18 protein-coding genes are annotated in these 23,691 nt (G+C 65.8%); 10 read left to right on the forward strand and 8 right to left on the reverse strand.

Annotated elements, in window-relative coordinates; translation table 11 throughout:
* Positions 1 to 8 precede the first annotated feature (8 nt).
* Together B0T44_RS18655 and B0T44_RS18660 are read right to left on the reverse strand one after the other, a co-directional pair.
* On the reverse strand, positions 9 to 1,412 hold the full coding sequence (locus B0T44_RS18655; protein WP_077116717.1) for a condensation domain-containing protein: 1,404 nt from the start codon (positions 1,410 to 1,412) through the stop codon (positions 9 to 11).
* Positions 1,413 to 1,431: 19 nt separating this feature from the next.
* Complete coding sequence (locus B0T44_RS18660) at positions 1,432 to 7,923, reverse strand: type I polyketide synthase (protein WP_077116718.1); 6,492 nt, start codon at positions 7,921 to 7,923, stop codon at positions 1,432 to 1,434.
* A 470-nt stretch (positions 7,924 to 8,393) separates the two neighbouring features.
* Here B0T44_RS18660 and B0T44_RS18665 point away from each other — a divergent pair, with 470 nt between their 5' ends.
* The gene (locus B0T44_RS18665) at positions 8,394 to 10,550 is read left to right on the forward strand and encodes an MMPL family transporter (RefSeq protein ID WP_077116719.1); all 2,157 of its coding nucleotides are present in this window, start codon (positions 8,394 to 8,396) and stop codon (positions 10,548 to 10,550) included.
* Here the strand turns inward: B0T44_RS18665 and B0T44_RS18670 are convergent.
* Together B0T44_RS18670 and B0T44_RS18675 are read right to left on the reverse strand one after the other, a co-directional pair.
* Entirely contained in the window at positions 10,524 to 11,624 is a 1,101-nt protein-coding gene (locus B0T44_RS18670; RefSeq protein ID WP_077116720.1) for an alpha/beta hydrolase, read from the reverse strand. The two genes, B0T44_RS18665 and B0T44_RS18670, sit on opposite strands and share 27 nt — an antisense overlap.
* 199 nt (positions 11,625 to 11,823) lie before the next feature.
* A complete protein-coding gene (locus tag B0T44_RS18675; RefSeq protein ID WP_077116721.1) occupies positions 11,824 to 12,471 on the reverse strand; it encodes a TetR/AcrR family transcriptional regulator in 648 nt (215 codons plus the stop codon).
* 188 nt (positions 12,472 to 12,659) lie between these two features.
* Here B0T44_RS18675 and B0T44_RS18680 point away from each other — a divergent pair, with 188 nt between their 5' ends.
* Together B0T44_RS18680 and B0T44_RS28720 are read left to right on the forward strand one after the other, a co-directional pair.
* Positions 12,660 to 13,037 (forward strand): hypothetical protein, encoded by a 378-nt coding sequence (locus B0T44_RS18680; protein ID WP_139347799.1) that lies wholly within the window; start codon positions 12,660 to 12,662, stop codon positions 13,035 to 13,037.
* A 42-nt stretch (positions 13,038 to 13,079) separates the two neighbouring features.
* The gene (locus B0T44_RS28720; protein ID WP_077116723.1) at positions 13,080 to 13,880 is read left to right on the forward strand and encodes a barstar family protein; all 801 of its coding nucleotides are present in this window, start codon (positions 13,080 to 13,082) and stop codon (positions 13,878 to 13,880) included.
* 97 nt (positions 13,881 to 13,977) lie between these two features.
* Here the strand turns inward: B0T44_RS28720 and B0T44_RS18690 are convergent, their stop codons facing one another.
* Complete coding sequence (locus tag B0T44_RS18690) at positions 13,978 to 14,187, reverse strand: DUF397 domain-containing protein (protein WP_077116724.1); 210 nt, start codon at positions 14,185 to 14,187, stop codon at positions 13,978 to 13,980.
* Positions 14,184 to 15,068: a helix-turn-helix domain-containing protein gene (locus B0T44_RS18695; RefSeq protein WP_077116725.1), complete on the reverse strand. Its 885-nt coding sequence runs from the start codon at positions 15,066 to 15,068 to the stop codon at positions 14,184 to 14,186. The genes B0T44_RS18690 and B0T44_RS18695 overlap by 4 nt, the downstream gene beginning before the upstream one ends.
* Positions 15,069 to 15,292: 224 nt before the next feature.
* Between B0T44_RS18695 and B0T44_RS18700 the strand changes: the two genes are divergently transcribed.
* From B0T44_RS18700 to B0T44_RS18720, 6 genes are all read left to right on the forward strand, one after another.
* Positions 15,293 to 15,799: a DNA-directed RNA polymerase subunit beta gene (locus B0T44_RS18700; RefSeq protein WP_077116726.1), complete on the forward strand. Its 507-nt coding sequence runs from the start codon at positions 15,293 to 15,295 to the stop codon at positions 15,797 to 15,799.
* Positions 15,796 to 16,011, forward strand: a complete 216-nt coding sequence (locus B0T44_RS26655; protein ID WP_139347800.1) for a hypothetical protein — start codon at positions 15,796 to 15,798, stop codon at positions 16,009 to 16,011. The genes B0T44_RS18700 and B0T44_RS26655 overlap by 4 nt, the downstream gene beginning before the upstream one ends.
* Positions 16,012 to 16,684: 673 nt before the next feature.
* Positions 16,685 to 17,473, forward strand: a complete 789-nt coding sequence (locus B0T44_RS18705; RefSeq protein ID WP_077116796.1) for an SDR family NAD(P)-dependent oxidoreductase — start codon at positions 16,685 to 16,687, stop codon at positions 17,471 to 17,473.
* A gap of 339 nt (positions 17,474 to 17,812) precedes the next feature.
* On the forward strand, positions 17,813 to 18,037 hold the full coding sequence (locus B0T44_RS18710; RefSeq protein ID WP_077116727.1) for a hypothetical protein: 225 nt from the start codon (positions 17,813 to 17,815) through the stop codon (positions 18,035 to 18,037).
* A gap of 293 nt (positions 18,038 to 18,330) precedes the next feature.
* Positions 18,331 to 18,936, forward strand: a complete 606-nt coding sequence (locus B0T44_RS18715) for an ATP-binding cassette domain-containing protein (protein ID WP_077116728.1) — start codon at positions 18,331 to 18,333, stop codon at positions 18,934 to 18,936.
* Positions 18,933 to 19,736: an ABC transporter permease gene (locus B0T44_RS18720; RefSeq protein WP_077116729.1), complete on the forward strand. Its 804-nt coding sequence runs from the start codon at positions 18,933 to 18,935 to the stop codon at positions 19,734 to 19,736. The genes B0T44_RS18715 and B0T44_RS18720 overlap by 4 nt, the downstream gene beginning before the upstream one ends.
* A 68-nt stretch (positions 19,737 to 19,804) precedes the next feature.
* On the opposite strand, the gene B0T44_RS18725 is transcribed toward B0T44_RS18720, so the two are convergent.
* A complete protein-coding gene (locus tag B0T44_RS18725) occupies positions 19,805 to 21,811 on the reverse strand; it encodes a polyprenyl synthetase family protein (RefSeq protein ID WP_217697489.1) in 2,007 nt (668 codons plus the stop codon).
* A gap of 336 nt (positions 21,812 to 22,147) precedes the next feature.
* Complete coding sequence (locus B0T44_RS18730) at positions 22,148 to 22,534, reverse strand: VOC family protein (RefSeq protein ID WP_077116730.1); 387 nt, start codon at positions 22,532 to 22,534, stop codon at positions 22,148 to 22,150.
* Between the two features lie 650 nt (positions 22,535 to 23,184).
* Here B0T44_RS18730 and B0T44_RS18740 point away from each other — a divergent pair.
* Complete coding sequence (locus B0T44_RS18740) at positions 23,185 to 23,622, forward strand: hypothetical protein (RefSeq protein ID WP_139347801.1); 438 nt, start codon at positions 23,185 to 23,187, stop codon at positions 23,620 to 23,622.
* The last annotated feature ends 69 nt before the right edge of the window (positions 23,623 to 23,691 follow it).

Here is a 23,691-nt window from a genome sequence, read left to right on the forward strand (position 1 = left end):
CCTCCTGGTCACTGGGGTTCTGCGCTCGCGGCAATCGCCACGAACACCGATTTCATGGCGGCGACATAGCGCTCCACCGATTCGTGCGCCACCTCGGTGTCCGGGTAAATAACGCTCAGCGTCGTCCCCGACGGCAGCCGGTTGATCCAGATGAGAACCTCCTCGGAGGCGGCGCGGTTGGCGTACACACCGGCGGTGATCTCATCGAAGAACTCGTGACCTGCGAAATCCCTGGCGTCGATGAACGAGATCATCGGTGTGACCCAGCCCGGTTCGGCCTTGATCTCCGCGTCGGGCGGTAGCAGTTCGAGCACCCGGTGAAACGAGGTGGGCGCCAGCCGGAGACCGTTCTCGTAGGCGCGCTGGGCAATGGTCAGCGCACGAGTGAACGGTGTGCTCGGTCCGAGCGGAAACGCGACCGGAACCAAGGTCACATACCAGCCGACCGAATTGCCCTCCGCCGCAGAGGTCCGGGTGCTGATCGGTGTCATGCCGAAGTAGTAGTCGGAGCCGGTGAGTTCGCGTTCGGTCAGCGCCGCGACGGCGAACGCGCCGCCGACGAATTCGGCGTCGTGCGCTCGGCAGACCTCCTCGAATCGTTTGGCGTCGTGCTCGTCCACCAGCAGGAGGCTGCGATGGGCGCTGCGGTTGTAGCCATCGGACCGCTTGCCGAGGTCCAAGGGAAACACCGGGAGTTTGTTGTCGTTTCCCCGCAGCAGTTCGAGCCATTTCCGGACCCCCGGTGACGACAGCGTCAGTTGCGCGCTGTGGGCTCGCTCGGCGGTGCAGTAATCCAGGTAGCTCGCCGCGAGCGGCAGCGGTTCCGCCTCGTCCCACAGTTGTGCCGCGTACAGCTGGGCGAAGTCGGACGCGGACAGGTACTGGCCCAAGCCGTCGGTGTGCAGGTGATCGACGGCGAGGTAGACGGTGGTTGCCTCGCCGTGCTCGATCGCACCGAAGGTGAAGCAATCCCAGTGGAAGGGCCCTGGTGTCGTTTTCTGGACGTGCCGGCGAATCGATTCCGGGTCGTCGAGTCGCCCGTAGTCGATCGGGATGAAGTCGACCACCTCCTCGGGCACCAGGTGCCGTCGCACGGCGCCGTCCGGTGCGATCGTGAACCAGGTCCGGAAGGTGTCGTGCCGCAGCAGGAACTGGTTGACGACCCGGGTCATCACGTCCCGGTCGAGATCGCCGGTGGGGATCTGCGCGGTTACCAGGCACAGCCCCGAAAAGCGGAAGTCGGCGGCGGCGTGCCGGTCGGCCAGCCGCAGGTACTGCTCCTGCTGCAGGGACGGCGGGGCCGGATGCACCGGCGCCCGCTGCGCGCGCTCCAGCGATTCCGGTGACGCGACCCAGGTGGTGAGCCGTCCGGGTGACGGCTCCCATTCATCGATGAGGCCGAAATCGACCATCGCGATTACCTCCGCTTCCTCACCGAGCCACGGCCATGGTCGCCTCGTCGGCCCGGTCGGCCGATGCCGAGGCCCGCGCCGCTGCGGACGGTTGCCCGACCGGCAGACCGTCGGCCGCTGCGGCGGCCCCGTCGGCTGCGGGCTCCGCGGTTGCCGTGGCCACCGCGGCCGGACCGGGAAGCGGCTGCGCACCCCCTGGATCGTGCGCGAGAATCAACTCCGCTACCTTCGGACCGGCCTGTTCCAGGCTGAACGACCGACCCATCTGCAGCGACATCAGATCGATCCCGAGTGTTTTGGTGACCCGAGCGCCGAGCTCCACCGCCATCAGTGAATCGAGCCCCAGTTCCGGCACCGGGACGGTCATATCGATCGTCTCCACCGGCACGCCCATGACCACCGCCAGTTCCTCGGCCATCTTGCGTGCGATGTAGGGTCCGCGCTTGGTCTCGGCCATGGCGGCCAGTTCGTCGCGCAGCCGCGCCAGTTCGGAAGTGTCCTTGGCGGCGGCCGTGGCCAAGGCGATCGTGCGGCCCGTGCGGGTCAGCTGCGGGAAGGTGCCGGTCAGTTTGGCCCAGTCTGTGGGGATGATCGCCGCGCGGGTCGCGCCGAGCCGCAGCGTCTGCTCCAGGTAGGCGGTGGCGTCGGCCATATCGATCGGGCCGAACCCGACCAGATCGAGATATTTTTCGGCCGTTTCGTCGGCGGCCATACCTCCGGTCGCCCCGGACAGGTGCCCCCAGCCGATGCACAGCGCTCGTTCGCCGGCCCGCGACCACTTCTCGGCCAGCGCTTCCACCGCGACATTGGCCGCGCAGTAGTTGTACTGGCCGTAAATGCCGTACATCGAGCCGCCGGAGGAGCACAGGACGAACATGTCCAGTGTGATCCCCGCGTCGGCGACCGCCTGATGCACCACCTGCGCGCCGTGCACCTTCGGCCGGTACACCGTGTCCAGCTGCTCGGGTTCCATCTTGCTGACGCGGTTGTCGGCCACCGCGCCTGCGGCGTGGAACACCCCGCGCAAGGGATGCTCGGCGCTGTGTGCCCGCGCCACGACCTCGGCGATCGCGGCCGCGTCGGTCACATCGACGAGTTCCTCGACCACCTCGACGCCGACCGTGCGCCACGCCTCCAGCTGCCGCCTGGCTTCCTCGGTGGTCGCGCCGCGGCGGCCGAGCAGCACCAGCCTGCGTGCCCCGCGCAGCGTCAACCAGCGGCCGATCGCCAACCCGAAACCGCCGAATCCGCCGGTGATGAGATAGCTTGCGATATCGCTGATCTCGATATCGGGCAGGTACGGTCGGACGGGCGGTTGCGGGGAGTCCATGCGTAAGGCGATCCGGGCGAGCCGCGAGGAGCGCAGGGTTTCCTCGAAGGCCTTGCTCACCTCCTCGGTCTCGAACATCTGGTACGGCAGCGGCGAGTAGGTGCCTTCGGTGACCTTCTGGAATACCCGTTCCAGCAGACGCGCCAGCCGCTGCGGGCGCACCGCAACCAAACGGTCCAGATCCATCGAGAAATAGGAGAGGTTCTTGTCGAAATTGGCCAGCTCCAGCAAGCCGCCGGTGTAGATATCGGCCTTGCCGACCTCGACGATCCGCCCGAATTCCGCTGCGGCGTTGAAGTTCTGTCGCAGGATCTCGCCGGGGGCGCTGCTGATGATGACATCGGCGCCCGCCCCGCCCGTCCAGGCGAGCACATCGTCGACGAAATTGAGCGAGCGCGAGTTCACGGCGTGATCGGCGCCCATGGCCAGAACGTGGGCGCGTCGTTCCGGCGTGCTCGCCGTACCGATGATGCGAGCGCCGTGGGCCTTCGCCACCTGGATGGCCGCGGTGCCGACGCCACCGGCGGCCCCGTGGATCAGCACCGTCTCCCCCGGCTCCAGGCGGGCCAGATCGAGCAGTGCGTATTCGGCGGTGCCGAAGGTGATGGTGCTGGTGCAATGCCCGGGATCGGTACCGGGCGGCAAGGCGACCACCAGTTGCCGGTCGACGACGGCGAACCGGCGCATCATGCCCTTGGACGCCACGGCGACCAGATCTCCGACCGCGACATCGTCGATTCCCGGCCCGATCCGCACCACGGTTCCGACGCCCTCCATACCGGGTACGGCGCCGAAATACGTCGGTGCCAGCTCACGTTCGCCGAGCAACCCGATCACCTTCAGCGGGTCCTTGTAGTTCAACCCGATGACCTGCATGCGGACCTCGATCTCCCCGGCACCGGGGTCGGGACGCGGGCACGCACGCCACGCCAGCGCCGACAGCAATCGCGTCCTGGGCATATCCAGCTCGAAGTTCGCCTCCGGGTCGGTCAGCGGTTGCGCGGTGTCCAGCCCCTCCAGCCAGTCGGGCAGGGGTTTGGTCACCACCGGTGCCCAGCGCTTGCCGTCGCGCAACAGCACCTCGTCGCAGTAGTCGTGCGAGAACGCGCCGGGCACAGCGAGCTCGGCCACCAGATCGGCGGTCGGGGTCTCCGGCTCGGTGTCGATCAACCGCCACCGCAGCGGGGTCTGCTCGTTGAGCAGCACCCGGCGCGCCCCGGCCAATGCGGCCTGCCTCGGATCCGGTGCGAGGGGACTGTCGGGCAGGGTGAAGGCGCGTTCGGTCACCAGGGTGCAGTGCACGGCGCCGTCACCGAAAACGGACTGCGGCGCATCGCCCTCGGCGGGCGGGTCGGCGAATTCGTCCACGGCGACCGCGATGCGCTTGAGGGTCCACAGGTCGGCCAGATCGTCCTCGACCGCGCCGGCCACGAGGCAGACGTGCAGCCGCTGGGTCTGTTCCGCGGCGGCAGCGCGCAGATTCGCGACCAGATCCGCCTCGAGTCCCGACCCGGCCGGATCGGCGCGATACAACCGTGAGCCGGGTATCGCGGCCGCGAGTTCACCGGCCCGGCTCCCTGCACCGAACGCGACGATGACCGTGGTCACCGAGCCGGCATCCGCCAGGGCGGCCGGTTCGACGGGGTCCCGCTCTTCCATGGTGTCGCTGTAGTAGAAGTCGGCCATGCGGTGCAGCGGATCGTCACCGGGTTTGAGAGCGCCGATCTGCAACCCGGTCAGCCGGGCGACCAGGTTGTGCTCGGCGTCGAGCAGGTCCACGTCGGCCCGCAGGCGGGCATGCGGATCGCGCTGCGCGACCACGGTGATCGTTTCCGGGAGATCGGCGAGCAGCCGTACCGCCGCCACACCGACCGGCACCATGACGCCCTCGTTGATGCGCTCGTCGGCGAACAGCAGTGCCGCGCACTGCATCGCCGCATCGACGACGGCCGGGTGCGCCAGATGCCCGGAACCGGCCGCGATGCTGCCGTCGACCGTCGCAACCACGGTATCCCCACCGACCCGTACCGAGGTCACCCGGCGGAAAGACGGACCGTACTGCAGCCCCGCCGCGGCCAGGCCGGAGTAGAACATCGCCGGGTCGACATCGATACCGATATCGATCGTCGGCACCGTGACCTTGGTCTGCTCATGACTGCCCGTCAAGGTCCGGCCGGTCGCGTGCACGGTCCATGCGGTGCCCGTGGCACTGCGCGATCTGATCAAGAACCGGCCGCTGGCCTCTTCGACACTCACCGCGACCAGCGGTACGTCCGGTGCACCCATGATCAGCGGTGCGAGGAACCGCACCCCTTCCAGCGCTACCTGTGCGGCACCGATCCGGGACGCCGTGGCACTGAGCGCCGCGTCCAGGTACGCCGCACCCGGCATGATCTCGATGCCGTTGACCACATGATCGGCGAGCCAGGGCAGCAGCTCGGTGCCGACCTGCAGCAACCACTCCGGGCGGTCTTCGACGTCCGGATCACCCAGCATCGCGTACGTGTTCGGGGTGCCGAGCCGGGCTTGTTCGAACAGCGGCAGCGCCGAATGCAGCCGGGTCCGCTGCCAGGGGTAGCGCGGCAGCGGCACATGGGGGGTGGCCGGCTGGTCGGCCGGGAACAACACCTCGCGGTCGAGCACACCCGCGGCGTGCACACCGATGAGCGTGCGGCGCATGCTCACCGAATCCGGCTGCTCCCGGTCGAGTGTCGCCACCGTGGTGCCGTTGACGTCCGCGCCGAGCAGCGCCTCACGGATATTGCCCGACAGCACCGGGTGCGGACCGACTTCGAGGAAGACGCGGCTGCCCGCGGCGATCAGGGCGCTTATGGCGTCGAAGAACCGGACCGGCTGCCGCACGTTCGACCACCAGTACTCGGCGTTCCAATCGCCGTCGGTGACCTGTCCGCCGGTCACCGTGGAGTACAGCGGTACCGCGGGTGGTCGCGGTGTCAGCTCGGCGAGTGCCGTGCGCAGCTCCGCCTCGATCGGCTCCATCAGGCGGCTGTGATACGGTACCTCGACGCGCAGCCGCCGGGCGAAAACACCGTCCTCGGTGAGCTTTTCGGCGAGCTCGTCCAACCGTTCGACAGCGCCGGAGAGGGTGACGGCGGTGGGACTGTTGACGGCCGCGATATCGACGCGGTCGTCGTCACCGATGAGCTCGATCGCCTGGTCCTTCGTCAGGCCGACCGCGAGCATCCCGCCGGTACCCGCGGTGGTCGCCTGCAACCGCGCCCGGTGGTAGGCGACGCGCACCGCGTCCGGCAGCGACAGCATCCCGCTCACGTACGCCGCGGTCACCTCACCCACGCTGTGGCCCACGATGGCCGCCGGTGTGATCCCGTATTCGGCCAGCTCACGCACCAGCCCCACCTGCACGAGGAAATTGGCGGGCTGCGCCACTTCGGTGCGGGCGATCCGCGATTCGGTCTCCGGTTTCCGCAGTTCTTCGACGATCGACCACCCCGCGAGCGCGCGGAACTCGGCGTCGATCTCTGCGGCGGTCTCGGCGAAGACACCGCCCGCGGCCAGCAGTCCGCGTCCCATCTTCCAGTGCTGCGGGCCCATACCCGAGAACACGAACACCGGCTCCGCGGCACGGGAAACGAGGGTCTTCGCTGCGTCGCGTCCCTCCCCGGCCGCGTATTTCCGCAACTCCCGTACCAGTTCCTCGGTGGAATCGCCGAGCAGCACACCGGTGCGGAACGGATGGTGCGCCATACGCGTCCACGCCGCCTCGGCCAGATGATCCGGATCGGCTCCCGCGTCGACCAGATCGGCGAACCGGCCCGCCAGCGCACGTGCCGCCGTGGTGCTGCGCGCCGAGATCGGCAGTATCCCGAGGTGCCTGTCGTGCCGCTCGGGAGCGATCGGCCGCGAATCGGCACGGTACTCCTGCAGGATGGCATGAGCGTTGGTGCCGCCGTAGCCGAAACCGTTGACCGCCACCGACATCGGCGGCGCGTCCGCGGCCAGCGGCTCGGCCTCGACCTGTATGTGCAGACCCAGCTCGTCGAACGGGATGTCCGGGTTCTGCTTGTCCAGCCAGCCCTGTGGTGGCAGGGTGCGATGTTCGATGGCCAGCGCCGCCTTGATCACACTGGCGATCCCGGCCGCGGCCTCGGTATGGCCGATCGTCGCCTTCACCGAACCGACGCCCACGCTTGCGGCGCGCCCGGCTGCCGCACCGAACACCTTTCCCAGGGCACGTAATTCGACCGGGTCGCCGACCAGGGTTCCGGTGCCGTGCGCCTCGAGATAGGTGATGGTTTCCGGCGCCAGCCCTGAACGCGCACATACCGTGCGCGCCAGCGCCTCCTGCGAGTCGACGTTCGGCACGGTGATCGCGGTGGTGCGCCCGTCCTGATTCGAGCCGGTGGCCTTGACGACGGCATAGATGCGGTCGCCGTCGCGCACCGCATCGTCGAGCTTCTTCAGCACGACCATTCCGGCGCCCTCACCACGACCGTAACCATCGGCGGAGGCATCGAAGGATTTGCAGCGACCGTCGGTGGCAAGGAAACCGCCCTTGCACATCAGCACGAACGTCTCCGGTTGCAGCATGACGTTCACGCCACCGGCCAGCGCCACCGTGCAGTCGTCGTTCTGCAGTGCCTGGCAGGCCAGGTGGAACGCGACCAGCGACGACGAACACGCGGTGTCGACGGTGATCGCGGGGCCGACCAGGTTCAGCGCGTAGGCGATCCGGTTCGACAGCATGGTGTACGACGCGCTCGCGGGGGTGTGCATATCGGTGTGGAACAGCGCCGGCCCGACCACACCGATCACCGACTGGTCCACCACGAAACCGCCGACATAGACGCCGACCGATCGGCCGGGCGCACGCCCAGCCATCCCCGCATCGTCGAGCGCTTCCCAGGTGACCTCCAGCATCAGTCGCTGCTGCGGGTCCAGCACCGTCGCCTCCCGCGGCGAGATACCGAAGAAATCGGGATCGAACTCCCACGGATCGATGGTCATGAAGGCGCCGCGCTTGGTGTAGGCGCGCCCCGGCGTCCGCGGCTCGGGGTCGTAGTAGCGCCGGAAATCCCACCGGTCGGCGGGGATATCGACGACGCCGTCCCGCTTCTCGATCACGAAGTCCCAGAATGTTTCGGGTGAATCGATTCCGCCCGCGAACCGACAACCAATACCCACGATAGCAATATCAGACACACATTCCTCCGGTGTCTCGGAATTCGGTGATCACCGTAGCCCTCCCGGTGATCACATTCGCCCATGCGCCCTTCGCATCGACCGATGGCGTCAAAATATGATCAAACACAAGGACGAGGAAAGGTTTCGCCGGAGTTTGGAAATTCCACAGTGGTCGGACGGTCCCGGCTTGTGACCGGGCCCAGTACCCGGATATGGCAGCGGAACCGACGATATGAGCGCATCACAACGGCAAACCCGTCGCGATTGTGAATACATCGAAATCATTGCTCGCGACCCCGTAATTCATGGGCCGAGCAGTATCGTCGCCTCGGTCCTCACGCACGTCCGGGATCGTCACCGATATCGCGGACGCGAATTCGTGAGGACGATATTTTTGCCCCGCCTTGTCCGATGCTGCCCGGCGGAATCGGCGTCGCGTAGCAGCAGACCGGGCCGATCCGTGGAACACAGTTGGGAGGCGACGACAATTGTTCGCCGAGTTGACACACTGGGCCGATATCGTGGTGCGCCGACGATTCACCGTTATCGGTGTCATGGTGGCCGGGCTGCTCACGCTCGGCTGGTACGGGCTCGGTCTCGGTGGCCAGTTGAGTTCCAGCGGCTGGGACGATCCCGCCTCGGAATCCGTGCGCGCGGCCCAGTTGCGCGACAAGGTGTTCGGGCAGGACCACAGCGGTGATGTGATCCTGCTGTTCCACGCCCCCGACGGCACCACCATCGACGATCCGGCGTTCGCCGCACCGATCGTGGCGAGCCTGAACAGCCTGCCGCAGCGGTTCCCCGACCAGATCGATCGGGTCAACGGCGCGTACTGGCCGACCGAAACCGGTGTGACGCTACCGGATATCTTCGGTTCCGCGGACCGCAAGCACGCCTTCGCGTCGATCGCCATCAGCGGCAGCGACGACACCGAGCAGATGCGTAACTTCCGTACCGTCGCCGATGCCTTCGACGTACCCGGCGTGGAGATGGAGGTCGCCGGCGGTCAACCGGTGGCCGGCGCGCTGAACGACACCATGGCCCACGATCAACGGCGGATGGAACTGTTCGCCATCCCCGCCGTCGCGGTGCTGCTGTTCTTCCTTTTCGGCGGCGCCGTCGCCGCTGCCCTCCCTCTCATTGTCGGCGGGCTCACCGTGCTCGCCGCGTGGGGGCTCATCCGCTGCCTCACCACGGTCACCGAGGTGAATTCGTTCGTCTCGCCGGTCGTGTCGATGATCGGTCTCGGGCTGGCCATCGACTACGGCCTGTTCGTGCTGAGCCGCTTCCGGGAAGAGCTGGCCGCAGGCCGCGACGTGGACGACGCGGTGCGCCGGGCGGTGACGACCGCGGGCCGCACGGTGCTGTTCTCCGCCGTCATCGTGGCCGTCGCCGCCGGCGCCATCCTCGTTTTCCCGCAGGGCTTCCTGAAGTCCTTCGCCTACGGCGCCATCATCACCATCGCCTTGGCCGCGCTGACCTCGATCACCTTGTTGCCCGCCCTCTTGGCCGTGCTCGGACGCCGAGTGGACCGGCTCGGTGTCGACTGGTTCCGCAAGGTCACCGCGCCGAACGAGGAACCCGACAATATGTGGGGCCGGGTGGCCGGACGTGTCACGAAGCGGCCGCTCGTGGTGGCGGTTGTCGTCTGTGCCGGATTGCTGTTGCTCATCCTGCCGATGCGCAACCTCGCCTTCGGCGCCATCAACGAGAAATTCTTACCGCCGGAGCATCCCACGCGGCTGGCGCAGCAGCATTTCGACGAACTGTTCCCGCTACGCCGGATCGACCCGATCGACCTGGTTGTCATCACCTTCGACGGAGGCGCCCGCGACACGGTACTGGCGCACGCCAATCAAGCCCCTGGGTTGGCGGCGCCTTTCCCCGCGCTGATGCAGCGACCGTCACAACCCAATGTGTTCATCACGCAGACCGTGCTGGAGAGTTCCGGCGATGCCGGGACGACCGTCGACTACCTGCGGTCCATGCCCCTGCCCAACGGCACGACTCTGCTGGTCGGCGGTCAGCCCGCCGTCGAGAAAGACAGCATCGATGCGCTCGTCGATCGCATGCCCTACTTGATCGCGCTGGTTTTCCTTGCCACCACCGTCCTGATGGCACTCACCCTCGGCTCCCTGGTGCTGCCGTTGCAGGCGGCCGCGCTGAACCTGCTCGGGCTCGGCTCCACGCTCGGCATCCTCACCTGGATCTTCGTCGACGGCCATGGTGCCGATCTGCTGGGTTTCACCCCGCAGCCCATCATGGCGCTGGTGCTGGTGGTGATCGTCTCGGTGATCTACGGCCTGTCCACCGACTACGAGATATTCCTGCTGTCCCGCATCGTCGAAGCACGGTCGGCGGGTGCGTCCACCACCGACGCGATCCGGGCGGGGGTGGCCCGTACCGGCCGTATCATCACGGCGGCGGCGCTGATCCTGCTGGTGGTCACCGGCGCGTTCGTCCTCTCCGATCTGGTGATGATGCAGTACATCGCCTTCGGTATGGTGGCCGCGCTACTGATCGACGCCACGATTCTGCGGGTGTTGCTGGTCCCGGCGACCATGCGGCTGCTGGGCGAGGCTTGCTGGTGGACGCCCACGCGGATGAGTAAGGGAAAATCACTCGGTGATCGCGGCCTCGAGTAACGGCCAGGAATTATGCAGGTCCTGCTCCCAATATCCCCATGAGTGGGTTCCGCTGGGCCGGAAGTCGAAGGTGGCGGGAATATTCAACTCCCGCAGCCGCTCCCGCAATTGCCAGGTACACAGGTTCGCGACCGCGTCCAGCACGCCGCCGATCACGAGTTGATCGGCCAGTTTCACCGGGTTGCGGTGAATTCCTGGACCGTCCCAGGTATCCAGGGGCCCAGGCCGACCGTTACCTGTGGCCACGTAGATGGCGGTGCCGCGGAGTTCTTCGGCACGCAGGTAGGGATCGTTGGCCGCCCACAGCGGGTCGGTGGGCGGTCCCCACATATTGTGGGGGTTGCCCTGGTGGCCCAGCACAACGGCATCGACGAGTGCCTGACCGCTCGGGTCACTGGTCCGTACACAACCGCTGTAGGAGGCAACGGCACGGAACTTCTCCGGCGCCTCGATGGCGAGCTGGAAAACCGCGGCGGCCGCCATCGACAAGCCGGCCACCGCATTGACGCCGGTGGTTCGCAGCGCAGCATCGATGATCGGCGGAAGCTCCTCGGTCAGGAAGGTGGTCCACCGCTGCCTGCCCAATCGCGGGTCGTCCGCGCGCCAATCGGTGTAGAAACTCGCCCCACCCCCGACCGGCATCACCACGTTGACCTGCTTATCGGCGAAGAATTCCGCGGCATCGGTCTTGGTGAACCAGTTGCTGCCCGCACTCCAGCCGCCGGTGCCGGACCCGCCGTCGACTCCATTGAGCAGATAGAGCGTCGGGGCCGGCCTCGCACCATCCGGTGCCGGAAGGACCTCGACCGTCACGGAACGACCCATCGACTCCGAGTGGACCATGAGGTCCAGTATTCGCCCCGGTCCCTGCTCGACGCCGACCAGACGCGACCCGTTACCTGCCGGTTGCGCGGCAGCCATCGTCCGCACCGGTGTCGGCACATCACCCGCAGCGACGGGCTCCGCCCACCCATAACCGTGGGAACAGCCGAGAACGAAGACGAGGGCCAGCACCGCGACATGGTTGCTTCGCGTCGCGCGGATCCTGGAGCGTTTGCCGACGCCGACGTCCACTCGGTACCTCACAAGGGGTTTCGGATGCAGAAGGTTCGGCCGAGACTACGGCCTGCTCTGCTGCGCCGAGACGATCCGATCGAGCTTTGGGCATGGTGCCAGCCGCGCCTATGCGCCCTCTGGTATCAGCCACAAGCAGGCACACCGATCGGTCCGGCAGTCGCACGAACACCGCCGCTACTCGGCAGTTGCGAACGTGTCACTCACCGCCGCGCCGCGACTCGCTGTAGAGCCAGAGGCCCATCATGCGCGCGGTCATCGCGAGCGCTTTATCGCGTTCCTCGGCACTCACCTCGACGGCCGAAACGCGCAGGACCGCTGCGAAACCGGTGTTGATGAGCACGAAGGCCATCGTGTCGTACGTGGCGTCGTCCCCTGGACCGAGACCTTGTATCAGGATGACCTTGACCAGTAGCCGCAGCCGTGGCTCCAGATCGGGCAGACCGCTGCTGTAGAACTGCACACCCCCGACCAGGGCTTTGACCAGAGCCGCGTTGGCAACCAGTACATCGGTGAATACTTCCAGGATTCCTGCCACCAATGCGGTGTACTCGTCGGCACCCATCTCAGCCGTTGCTCGGGGAACCTCGAACACACGCTCGGTGAACCCGTGCTCGACCTGGTCGATCAGCCGGTTCAGCAAATCATCCACGATCACCGACCGGTCGGCGAAATACCGGTACAGCGTCCCGATGCTGACCCCGGCCTCGGCCGCGATCTTGTTGGTGGAGGTGTCGGCGATGCCACGCTCACCGAACAACCGGGCGGCGGCATCGAGAATCTGGTTCCGGGTCGCTTTGGCTCGCTCCTGCCTCGGACGCTTCCGCTGACCGGCAACCCTGGACACCCTGCTCCTCACCGTCGAACCTGAGTAACCCTCACTTTAGGGGTACCAGCCCGCTCGCCACACAAAGATGCGATGACCCGCACCGGACTCCACCGCCAGGCCGATACCCGAGTTCATGTGCCCGCACCTCAGCAGCGGGGACGGCGCGAGACACCTTCTGCTCGTACTTCCCCATGATGGTCGACCGGATGAAGGCTCTCATCTCGGAGCGACTCAACGCCGCGAACGAAGCCATCCGCGATATCAAGGATGGATTCGACCGGTTCCTCGCCGGAACCCGCCACTTCCGCGGCCTTGTCGCGATCACTGAACTGGACCATGTCGCGCGGCACTGGGCTCCCGGACACTGGGGAGTCGAGCACGACGAGATGCTGGACATCCTCGCCGAGAGCTGTGCGGCTTGCTCGGACGCCACTGACCCGAGCATCCGTCTCAGGTCAGCAAGCATGAACCGGAACACGACCGTTCTCCCGGAGCCAGTAAGCATGGACAACCGAGACGGCATCGGCTCTACCCGAAGATACGATGACCGAGCAAAGGCCTCCCAGCCCAGACAAGCTGGGTAGGAGGACGCTGAAAATGGGTGAACATATTCGGGAGCATTCAGCGTGCACGCAGTACCTGGAGCGAAATACCGGCTGATCGGCGACGACGCCGATGAACCCTGGGGCTACACACGCGAGGCAGCAGGATTGTTCGTGCCGGTTCCGTCCCCACCGGACGACAAGGGATCACGGCGAGTCGAACTCCTCGGATGCGCACCCCAGGGATCCCTGCGACACGCTATCGAACACCTGGGCACGCGCCACGCAACCGTCGGCAACGCCTATCTCGACTTCCTGGACACAGCAGGACAGTGCATCGGCAGCTACTTCGTCAACGGGATCACCATCGAACAGGCCGGACCGAGCCCGACCGAACCGGAACTGTTCGACGTCACGGTGAGCCTGACATGCGACGAGCTCCGACCCGAAGCCGAGTGGCCCTGGGAACTCTTCCGCTCCGGCCGCCCCGTCCCGAACGGCATGTGGCGGCCGCTCGGCCCGGCAGCTCGCCGGGCATGGTTATCGGTGGCACTGCACCGTCGTTCATACTTATCTCGACCGGACGACCCGCCGGGCACACGCTACGAACTCGACGGCCGGTACATCGTCGACGAGGACAGCTTCTACTGCGCTATCGGGGAAGCGGTGAACGGTCCCGGTGGATACTTCGGCTGGAACCTCGACGCACTCGACGACTGCATGCGCGGCGGATTCGGCGCAACACCACCATTCACCATCGTCTGGACCGAATACAGCACGGCCAGGCCATATCTCGAGGTATCGGCGCTTCCGGGAGCGACCACATACTTTGAGGCCATCAGGGAGATCTGCGCCCAGCGACAAGTCGACCTCGTGTTCCGCTGAGGCTCTGCTGGTCTCTCGGCTCGAGTGGTCCTACCGGCCGTGGCCGGCCCCTGGGCCTGCCCTGGACCGACACTACGGGGCCAGGGCAAACCCACCCCTATGCGTTGCCCTCGAAGCCATCACGCCGCAATGCATGAGTGAAGGCATCCCACTCATCCGGAGCGAAAGCCAGGGCCGGACCAGTGGGATTCTTGGAGTCGCGGACACCGACCATGCCACCGCGCAGGTGCGCAACCTCGACGCAATCCTGGGAGGCGCCGCTACGGGTGCTTTTGAACCACTGCGCCTCTGACATGTCCATGCTCATACGTACTCCTTCGCGAGCTTCCGGAGCAGGCTCCGGCTTTCCTGATCACCCAGAGCCGCACTCTGGATTGCATAGTGAGCGTTGCCGTACCGTTCGACAGTGCTCGGCTTGTCCACGTACAACGCCCCAGTGAATCCTTCCATGTACACCACTGGTGGCTCAGCGGCCTGCCCTTTGCCGCCGCTGTCGAACCTCAGAATCGTAAACGAGCCGATGAGGTCGCCTGTTGGATATCCGGCGGAGAAGGGGAGTACTCGTATATTCACATTCGGCCGGGTACTGGCATCAGCCAACGCTTTGATCTGGGCCTTCATGATGGCCGATGAACCAATGACTCGCCGCAGCACAGCCTCTTGCAGTACCGCGTCGTAGCGGACCGGACGAATCGAACGCTTCAGCAGCGCTTGTCGCTTGACACGCAGCTGAACGCGGCGCTCTATCTCGGCATCCGTACCATTCGGATACCCAGTGCGGATCAGCGTTCGCGCATAGTCGGCGGTTTGAAGCAGCCCCGGCACCAGTTCGGATTGATACGCCGTCAAACTGGTGGCGACTGTTTCGAGTCCCACGTACACATCGAAGTTCTCCGGAATTAGATCCCCATAGGAATGCCACCACTCCTCCGTGTTCGCCTGCCGGGCAAGCCCGATCAGCGCCTCCACCAATTCCGGTTCCGCATCGTAGATCCGGCACAGCTCCCGCACATCCACGTCCCGGACCTTGTCCATATTCCCTTTCTCCACCCGCTGCAACATGCTCGGGCTCCACTGGATCATCTCCGCTGCCGTGGCGATCGTGTAGCCCGCCGCGGTGCGCAGTTCGCGTAGGTGGCGCCCCAACTGCCTACGCGGAACGGTCGAACCAGCTGGTGTTCCCGTCATCGAACCCGCCCTCCCTGTCTCACAGTGAATTTCGACGGCTTTCACAGTAGGTAATACCCAGCGGCTATGAGCCGGTTTCGATGAATATTCAGCATGGTTATTGGCGCACGCGAGACGCCGTGGTCAGCTTGCTCTACGCACGCCGGGCAACTTCGCGTACCGCTCGGAGCGCATCGGCTCACACAAGTGAGCAACTGCCCTGACCCCAACCCGAAGGCTTTGTGATGCAGCATGTTCCGTTCGGCGACACCCCGTACACCCGCTGCGTGTTCTACCGCCGCGTCTGCGATCTCCCCGCCTGTATCGACCCACCCGAACTCGGCCGGATCATCATCCGCGCCGAACATACCTGGGCACTCGTCATGCCCTCGGCACTCGGTTTCGCCGTACGCACCGACCTGCAACACTGCCGCGACCACGGCGCAGGCACGGGCACCGGCCCCATCATCGCCCATCCCCGCTCCGGGCGCTGGACCTTCCTCATCCGCCCCGACATCCCCGACGACACCGCTCTGTTCGCCGAAATGTTCCGCCTCGACGTCTCCATCGCCCGCGCCGGAACCACCATCGCCCTCCCCTCCCCCACCGACCGCGGCGACCACTTCCGCCAATGGATCCAACTGCCGCGCTGCCCGTTCCGCCCCTCCGGTCTCGCCGTCATCGGCTCCATCCGTGCCTGCGCCACCCGCACCGGCTGGCTGCGCACCCCCACCATCGGACACCGCCCATGACCGACGGCTCACCACGACCCGACGAACCCGACGTCCACCTCAGCATCCATCTTCACGGCCTCCGTTTCGACTACGCTGCCTGCCGCACCGCCGCCACGCTCTTCCTCCAGGAGTGGCAGGTCCACCATCATCAGGACGCCGCATCGATCATCCCGGGCCGCCCCGCCGGACTCCCTCGCCTTCCCAACGAACGGCTCTATCTGGATCTATGACATGACGCAGCGCATCCCAGCAGTAAGGGACCATCCGCTCGGGGAGCGAGTCGAAGGAGAACCAAGACGGTCATCACACTTGTCCGGCTCCATATTCGACGGCTCGCACTGCCACACCTCGACCGAGCAGGATTTGCCCCAACACCCTGTCGATACCGAGCACGGCATACCGCCGCCGACGATTCCCATCGAGCGCGTATCCATCGAACTGCTGCATCGTGCAGCGGCAGCGATGCGTAAGGCATGGCCAGAACTGGAGGGCGCCCCCTGTCGGCCCGAACCCCCTCGATAGCCGCGTGAGTGTTGGAACAACGGCCTCCAAAGGGTATGCGGTATTTCGTGCGTGAGCTGGGGCCGGACGGACGTTGCAGGAGCGGCCAACGGTCAGGTGTGAGGACGGGTTTGAGATCGAGAATCAGTGTGCCGTCGACCACCTCGCCTGCGGGCAGATCCACAAGGGCGCGGCTGCGGGTGCACCCGGAGACGATCACGGGCGAGCAACCCACCGAAGACGATATGCGCGGTCGGCGGCATATCAATGTGTCCGCACTCGGCGCGCTCTGCGCAGCTGCTGGAGGATTGTGCGTAAGGTTCCGAGTGCCGCGAACATGCGTTCGGAGCGGAATTGCTATCGCTCATGTTGCAGCCGCACAACTGTGAAGGAGTGTCGCCCGTGAAGATCGACTTGACCGGCAAGACCGCACTCGTCACCGGCTCGACACAGGGTATCGGGCTGGCGATTGCCGGAGGCTTGGCGCGCAGCGGCGCTCAGGTTGCGGTCAACGGTCGCACTCCCGGCCGAGTCGAGAGCGCAGTCGCCGAGCTGCGCGGGGCGGGAGGCGATGTTACCGGTCTCGCTGCTGACGTCGCGACGACCGAGGGTGTCGAGCAGTTACTGAACGAGCTCCCCGCCGTGGACATCCTGGTGAACAACCTGGGGATTTTCGGAGCAGTACCGGCACGCGAGATCACCGATGAGCAGTGGCGCACCTTCTTCGAGGTCAACGTGTTGTCGGCAGCACGGCTGATCCGGGCCTATCTACCCGGCATGATCGACCAGAGCTGGGGGCGCGTGATCCAGATCGCCAGCGACTCAGCGGTGGTCACCCCCGAGGAAATGATTCACTACGGGGTATCCAAAACCGCGCTGCTGGCGCTGTCACGCGGATTCGCCAAAGACGCCGCAGGCACGGGTGTCACGGTCAACTCGGTCATAGCCGGTCCGACTCACACCGGTGGGGTGGAGGAGTTCGTCTATCAGCTCGTGGACCAGTCGCTGCCCTGGGACCAGGCCCAGCGTGAGTTCATGCGCAAGCATCGGCCGCAGTCGTTGATTCAACGGCTGATCGAACCGGAGGAGATCGCCAATATGGTGGTCTACCTCAGCTCGCCCTTGGCCTCGGCGACCACCGGCGGAGCACTTCGAGCCGACGGCGGGTACGTCGATTCGATCCTGCCTTGACTTCCTCCCGCCGTGCACGGGGGATTCCTAGGTAGCCGCACGCGGGGACGTTGCGATCTGAATGATCTCGATGCCGACGCCGGCGCATTCCTGGCCGGCAACTCATCGCCCTCGAACACGACAAGGCTCTGTTCTGCCGCCGGTTGTGCCTGCCCACCGCTGTCGGCATCGCATCGTACTTCGGGCCCCTCTCGAGACCGGGTCTCGCCGCCGGTCACAGTTGTGGGTGGGTGTATCCCGGCCAGGAACGAGATCATCCGGACAACGGTGCCACAATCGCACGAGAGCACCCATCGAACCGACAGTCACGCGAAGGTTTTCGTTCCTATAGGTGTCCTGATGTACGGCGTGAGCGGCTTCGTCAGAAAGAGCTGGCCTCAGGGGCGCGTCAAGGGTTCGACCGCTGAGTACGACATCGAAATCGGCGGTGATGTGGTGGTCGGTTCCGACGAGGTCCTCACGCCGAACTCATGTTCCCCGGTTCAACGCACCGGTGAGATGCCATATGAAAGCGATAGTGGCAAACCGTATTCGGATGGCAGTGAGCAACTGGCCAGTCGGTGATTCGAGGAGGTGCCCGAGATTCGGGAAGGCTCTTCGGGGCCCGTCAGCGAATAATTTCACACCCTAGGCCCGGCGGGGTGATGGTGGGAGCGCCGGGCTCTTGGTCTGCACGTGTGCCGGGCTTCGTCGAGCCGAACCCTTCCGTCGAACGCAAGGGTGGCGCCTGTTCGTGGCCTTCTGGACGGAGACAGTACATGGAGCCACGAATTTACCTTCCCAGCATCGTTTTTCGCGGCTTATGAGTAGTATTCGAGCGGTGGTCGGGCGACTGCATCGGCGAGTAAGGGGTGTTGATGGAAGTGGAGGACGTCCACCACTCATATGGCAGGCGGGCGGTGCTGCGTGGCATCGATATCGCACTGCCTCCCCGGATGCTGGGGGGCATCGTCGGTGAGAACGGGACGGGCAAGTCGACGCTGTTGAAGGTTCTTTCCGGAGAGCTACGCCCCGACCGGGGGATGGTCCGCCACCGTGGGCGGTTCGGTTACTGCCCGCAGCAGGTGATCTTGAACGAGGCGTTCACGGTACGTCAACACCTGAATTTCTTCGCCGCGGCCTACGCAGTCCCGGACCTGCGGCGGGCCGAGGAGACCATGGAGATTCTACGTTTCTCCGAGTACGCCGATGAACGGGTCGCGACGCTGAGCGGCGGCACCCGGCAGAAGCTCAACCTGACGCTGGCGGTGATGCACGACCCGCAGGTTCTGCTACTCGACGAGCCGTATCAGGGTTTCGACTGGGAGACGTATCTGCGTTTCTGGGATCTGGTCGCGCAGTTCCGTGACGCCGGAGGCTCGGTTCTGGTCGTGTCGCATCTGGCCTACGACACCGACCGGCTGGATCACGTGTGGCGGCTACGCGACGGTGTCCTCCAGGACGGAGCGGAACAGACCGGATGAACGAGAACCTACGGCTGTTCATGACAGCCACGCGCTACGCTCTGATCGAGCATGCCCGCAACCGCTTCGCCATGCTGCTGGTCGCTGCCTTCATCCCCTTGTTCGTCACTCTGGCGGGTCTGATCATCACCGACACACCGGTACCGTTCCGGCTTCGAGACACCGGTGTGGTCCTGGACGCCAAAGGCAACGAGCTCGCCCAGATCTCCGGCGCCCTGACCGCGGTCTGTCTGATCGTCGGGTTCATGATGTTCGCGGCGACGTTCAGCAGCGGGGCATTCGACCGGCGTTTGTGCATGGCCGGGTATCCTCGGGTCGCTTTGGGGCTGGCGAAAATCGCTTGCCTGGTGGTGGCCGCGATAGCGGTCAGCGCCTACGCCACCCTGGCCATCTGTTTGTCGTGGTCGCCGCAGCAGCCGATCCTGCTCGCCGCGGCGCTTTTCTGCGCTGCGATGACCTACGGGGCGCTGGGTGTCGCTCTGGGCGCGCTGCTGCGCCGAGAGGTGGAGGGCATGTTCGCGATCGCGATGATCAGCTGCTTCGACATGGTCGTACAGAACCCCATCGCCAGCATCGGGGCCGACAGCGATGTCGTGCGCTTGCTGCCCTCCTACGGTGCCATGCAGGCTGCGACCGCGACCGGTTTCTCCGACACCACACCATTGCCGGGTTTGGCCGTGCAACTGGCTTGGTTCACCGCGAGCGCCCTGGTCGGGCTGGTCGCTTTCCACCTGCGCACCCGTTCGGCTCTGGGAGCCACGATGCCGAGCGGCGTTCCCGGACAGCCGGCGAAGCAGTGACCGGTATCCCGCACGACCACTCCCGGTGAATCGTGCGAGGACAACCCGCTTCGCCGGCGACGCGGGACCTACACCCCGGTAGGCGCGGGGTCAGTGGCCGGATAGTAGAGCTCACGGCGCAGCCGTTCCAACTCCGGCGCCGCGGAGGTGGGGGTGGGGGTGTACCGGCCGGCCCGGTGCAGCCCGAACGCCAGGTCCCTGCTGTTCTCGAGGATCGCCAGGTACTCTTTGCGCCGGCCGGACAGACCGGGGATCAGGCGGAGCAGTACGGGGAGGTAGCGGGTCACCGCGTCGATCTGGGCGCGTTTCTCGTTCAGCTGGTGTTGCACCTGCTCGATGGCTTCGTTTCGGCTGCATCCGGTTTCGTGGCGGATCGCCCGGATCAGGTTGTAGGGGATGCGGTCGGCCTCGTCCTGGTCCAGTCCCGCCAGGTCGTTCTCCACGAAGCCCACCCAGGAGAGCAGTTCTTCGAGACGGCGGATCACGGGGTGGTTTCGCAGCGTGGGCGGCATTTCGAGGTCTTGGTGTGCCTCCAGGCCGGCAAGGAAGATCTCGGTCCCATTGGTCGATGCCCGCAGGGGCAGGTAGTCGGCCGTGGTGGGGATGTAGCCGTCGATGCGGTGGTGGGCTTCGCGTTCGCAGGCCTCGAACCATTCCTCGACGCTGTCGAGAAACCGCTGCTGCCACCCGAGGCTGCGACCCTCGCGCAGGCGTGGCCACAGGCTCGCCCATGCCGTCGCGACCGCACCGGACCGCCACGACGTCTGGGGATCCTGGCGCAGGATTGCCACCAGTCCCCGCCGCAGCGCGGTGACGGCCTGCGGGTCCCGCAACTGCGGATCCTCGAACAGATCATCCCACACCAAGAACAGCGCGGCCATGCCGGCGAAGGCCTGTTCCCGGGCCGGGTCCACTGCGGCGGCGAACTGTGCCGGGAACCGGAACGCTCCGGCCCATCGGTGGTGGTGGTCGAACTCAGCCGGGGAGGCGATCAGACCGACCTCGGCCATCCAGTTCCGCAGCCAGGACATGACCTGCGGCGGAAACACACCACTGTCGTCCTGCGGCGGCGTCGAGGGCGGAGAAGTTGCGGGGCGGGCGGTGCGCCGATCGAGGATGGACCGGATGTAGGCGATCATCGCGTCGCGGGCGCGCGGATCGACGGCCACAGCGGCGAGTTGGCCAGCGGCCTGGTCGATGAATTCCTCGGCCATCTTGTGCGCTTCGTCCACGGCGCCGGAGGCGAGGACCAACTCCCGGGCGCGGGCGGCGTCCTCGGCCGTCATCGCTCTTCGCAGCAGGCGGGCAAGGTCGCGGTTGCGGGTGGCGGCGCGGATCACGGGCAGGGTGTAGATGCCCTCGGGCAGGTCTGCGTTGACGGGTTTTCCCATCTCCTCGGCGGTCGAGGTCAGATCGAGGATGTCGTCGTAGAGTTGGTAGGCCAGCCCGAAGTCCCGGCCGAACCGCGCCAACGCCTCCTCGTGCTCCTCGGGTCTCCCGGCCTGCATGGCGCCGACCCGGCAGGCCAGCGACAGCAGCGCGGCGGTTTTGCCGTCGATCGAGTCCAGGTAGGCCTGCTCACTACGCGACGCCTCATACTGGTCGGCGGCCTCGATCACCACGCCCGCACACATCCGCTTGCTCGCGTCCGCCGCCGCCAACGCCTCACGTCGACCGAGTTCGATCAGCAGACGCATACCCTCCGCCGTCACCGAGTCCCCACCCAGCACGGCCATATGCGATCCCCACACCGCGTTCGCGCTGGGACGACCCCGACGCTCATACGCGTGATCGATGACGTCGTCGTGATACAGAGACCCCAGGTGCAGCAACTCCACCGCGGCCGCAGCGCGCACGGCCCGGTCGTCGGCCGGCACTGCGGGATCGGTGAGCAGGTAATACGACAGCAACGTCAATGTCGGACGCACCAGACGTCGCGACGTGTCCGGCCCCTGGTCGGTGAGTGCGGTCAACTCGGGCCGGCCCGGAAACTGCACGGGCCCGAGAACATCACGGACACGGTCCAGGTCCGCCTCCAGATGGGGGAAAACAGCGGAAAAGATTTCACCGGGCACGCGCACGCTCCTGACTGGGTACATCGCTGGTCCACAACGCAGTCGATCAAGAGTATTTGACCACTTACACGCGAAAAATGTTGGCGGAAACAGCTTCTGGTTTACCCGCACACGATGGATGGTGCTACGTGGGTGTCGGCGCGCACCTGCTGGGTGTCTGCCGATGCCCGGGTATCCGGACTGCCGACACCAACCCGTAACCGCCGAGAATCGGTCCTCAGGAACCCGGAATCGACTGCACCACACGCAGTTGTGTTGAAGGCAACCGTCGACGAAACAGGAACGTTCTGCTGCGGGGTGGGGAATCCCCGCCGTTCACGGCGGGGAGCAAGCCGTCTATCGAGGTTCTCCGCTGATGACCCAGAGGTGGCCGAACGGGTCCTTCACTCTGCCTTGCCGCTTGCCGTAAGGGCGGTTGTCGACCGGGATCACGAGCTCAGCCCCGTGCTTCACCATATGTCCCACTGTCGCGTCGGGGTCCGACACGGTGAGCATGATCAGGACGGGTGAACCGCCCACTGACTCGGGGTCGTTCCACCCCCACTCCTCGACACTCTGTGCCAGCGCAAAGACGACGGAGTCGAGTGTGAGTTCGGCGTGGTTCACCACACCGTGGTCATCGGCAATTCGAAGAATCAGCTCGGCTCCGAGAGCCTGGGTGTAGAAGTCGATTGCGGAGTCGGCATCGGAGACCAGCAGTTTGGGGCGCAGTTCGCTACTCATGCCTCGATGATCACGGGGAAGGGCGTCGCCAGCCTTGTAGATTTCGGCCCTCTTCGACGAGCCATGCCGGTCGGTGTCGTGTGCATGAGGTCGTGGAAGTCACGCACAAGGTGATTCTGATCGTGGTAGCCGGACTCAGCTGCCGCCTGGGTCCACGAGTCCGCACCTGCGCCGGCACGGCTCACGGCATCCGCCAGACGCGGGAGGCGGGAGGCGGGAGGCGATTTTTTTGGGGGGTGATTCCCAGTGAGCGCCGCATCACGTATCGCAATCGCCGGGGCTCAGATGCGCGTCTCGCGCCAAGTCCTCAACCGACGCTGTCCCCGCCCCTGGCTCCGATCGTGACCAGTGATCGGTGAACGGCGAGGAGTTTCCCATCCGGCGGCGTAGACATAGGTCCGGCTCCGGATGTGGGCGAGATCCCCATGAATTTCCACAGCTGTAGCACCGAGGCCAGCGGATAGGGGGTCACCTGGGGGGCGAAAAACGGGAATGCGAGCGCTCGGCGGGCCACGAATGCGGTGACGATTACGTCGGTTTCGGCCCGCCCGACCGGGGTTTTCGATGTATCGGCCTGCAGTGTGGTGGTGTCGTCGATATTGTTTGAGGGCGGTAACCCGCACCGAGGCCCGCAGAGAGGAACTGTCGTTTTGGGAATACTCTTGCGCCCGTTGGTCCTCAGCGCATGTGTCGCGACGGCTCTACTGCCGGTTGCCGCGCCCGCCGGTGCCCAAACAGCAGCCGATTTCGAGGACGCTCGGGTGGAGGTGTTCCCCGGTTGCGCCGGCTTGGTCCGCACCGTGGTATCGGTTAGTCCGCTGCCGACCGATGTCGCGGGAGTCCGTGCGGTAGTGCTGTTCAAAGCAGACCGGCATGACCCGGCCTGCGCGGTGACGACGACGGTCGGTTGGCGCAATGTCGATTCCGGAGCCAGCGGATCCGAGGAACTCACCGTGTCGTCCGTTCCCGAGCCCGGCGGATTCCTCGATCCCGACCACGGCTACGGCTGGACGTCGGCCGATACCGGCCCGGGCAGGGTGGTCGTCACGGTCAGTACGAATCCAGGCGAAGTCAGCATCATCGTCTGAGAACGGGTAGTGATCGGGCCCCGTCGCAGCGTTCCGCAACCACCCGACCTACCTGCGCGGCATTCCGAC

This window comes from Nocardia donostiensis (assembly GCF_002081715.1).
Taxonomy (GTDB): Bacteria; Actinomycetota; Actinomycetes; order Mycobacteriales; family Mycobacteriaceae; genus Nocardia; species Nocardia donostiensis.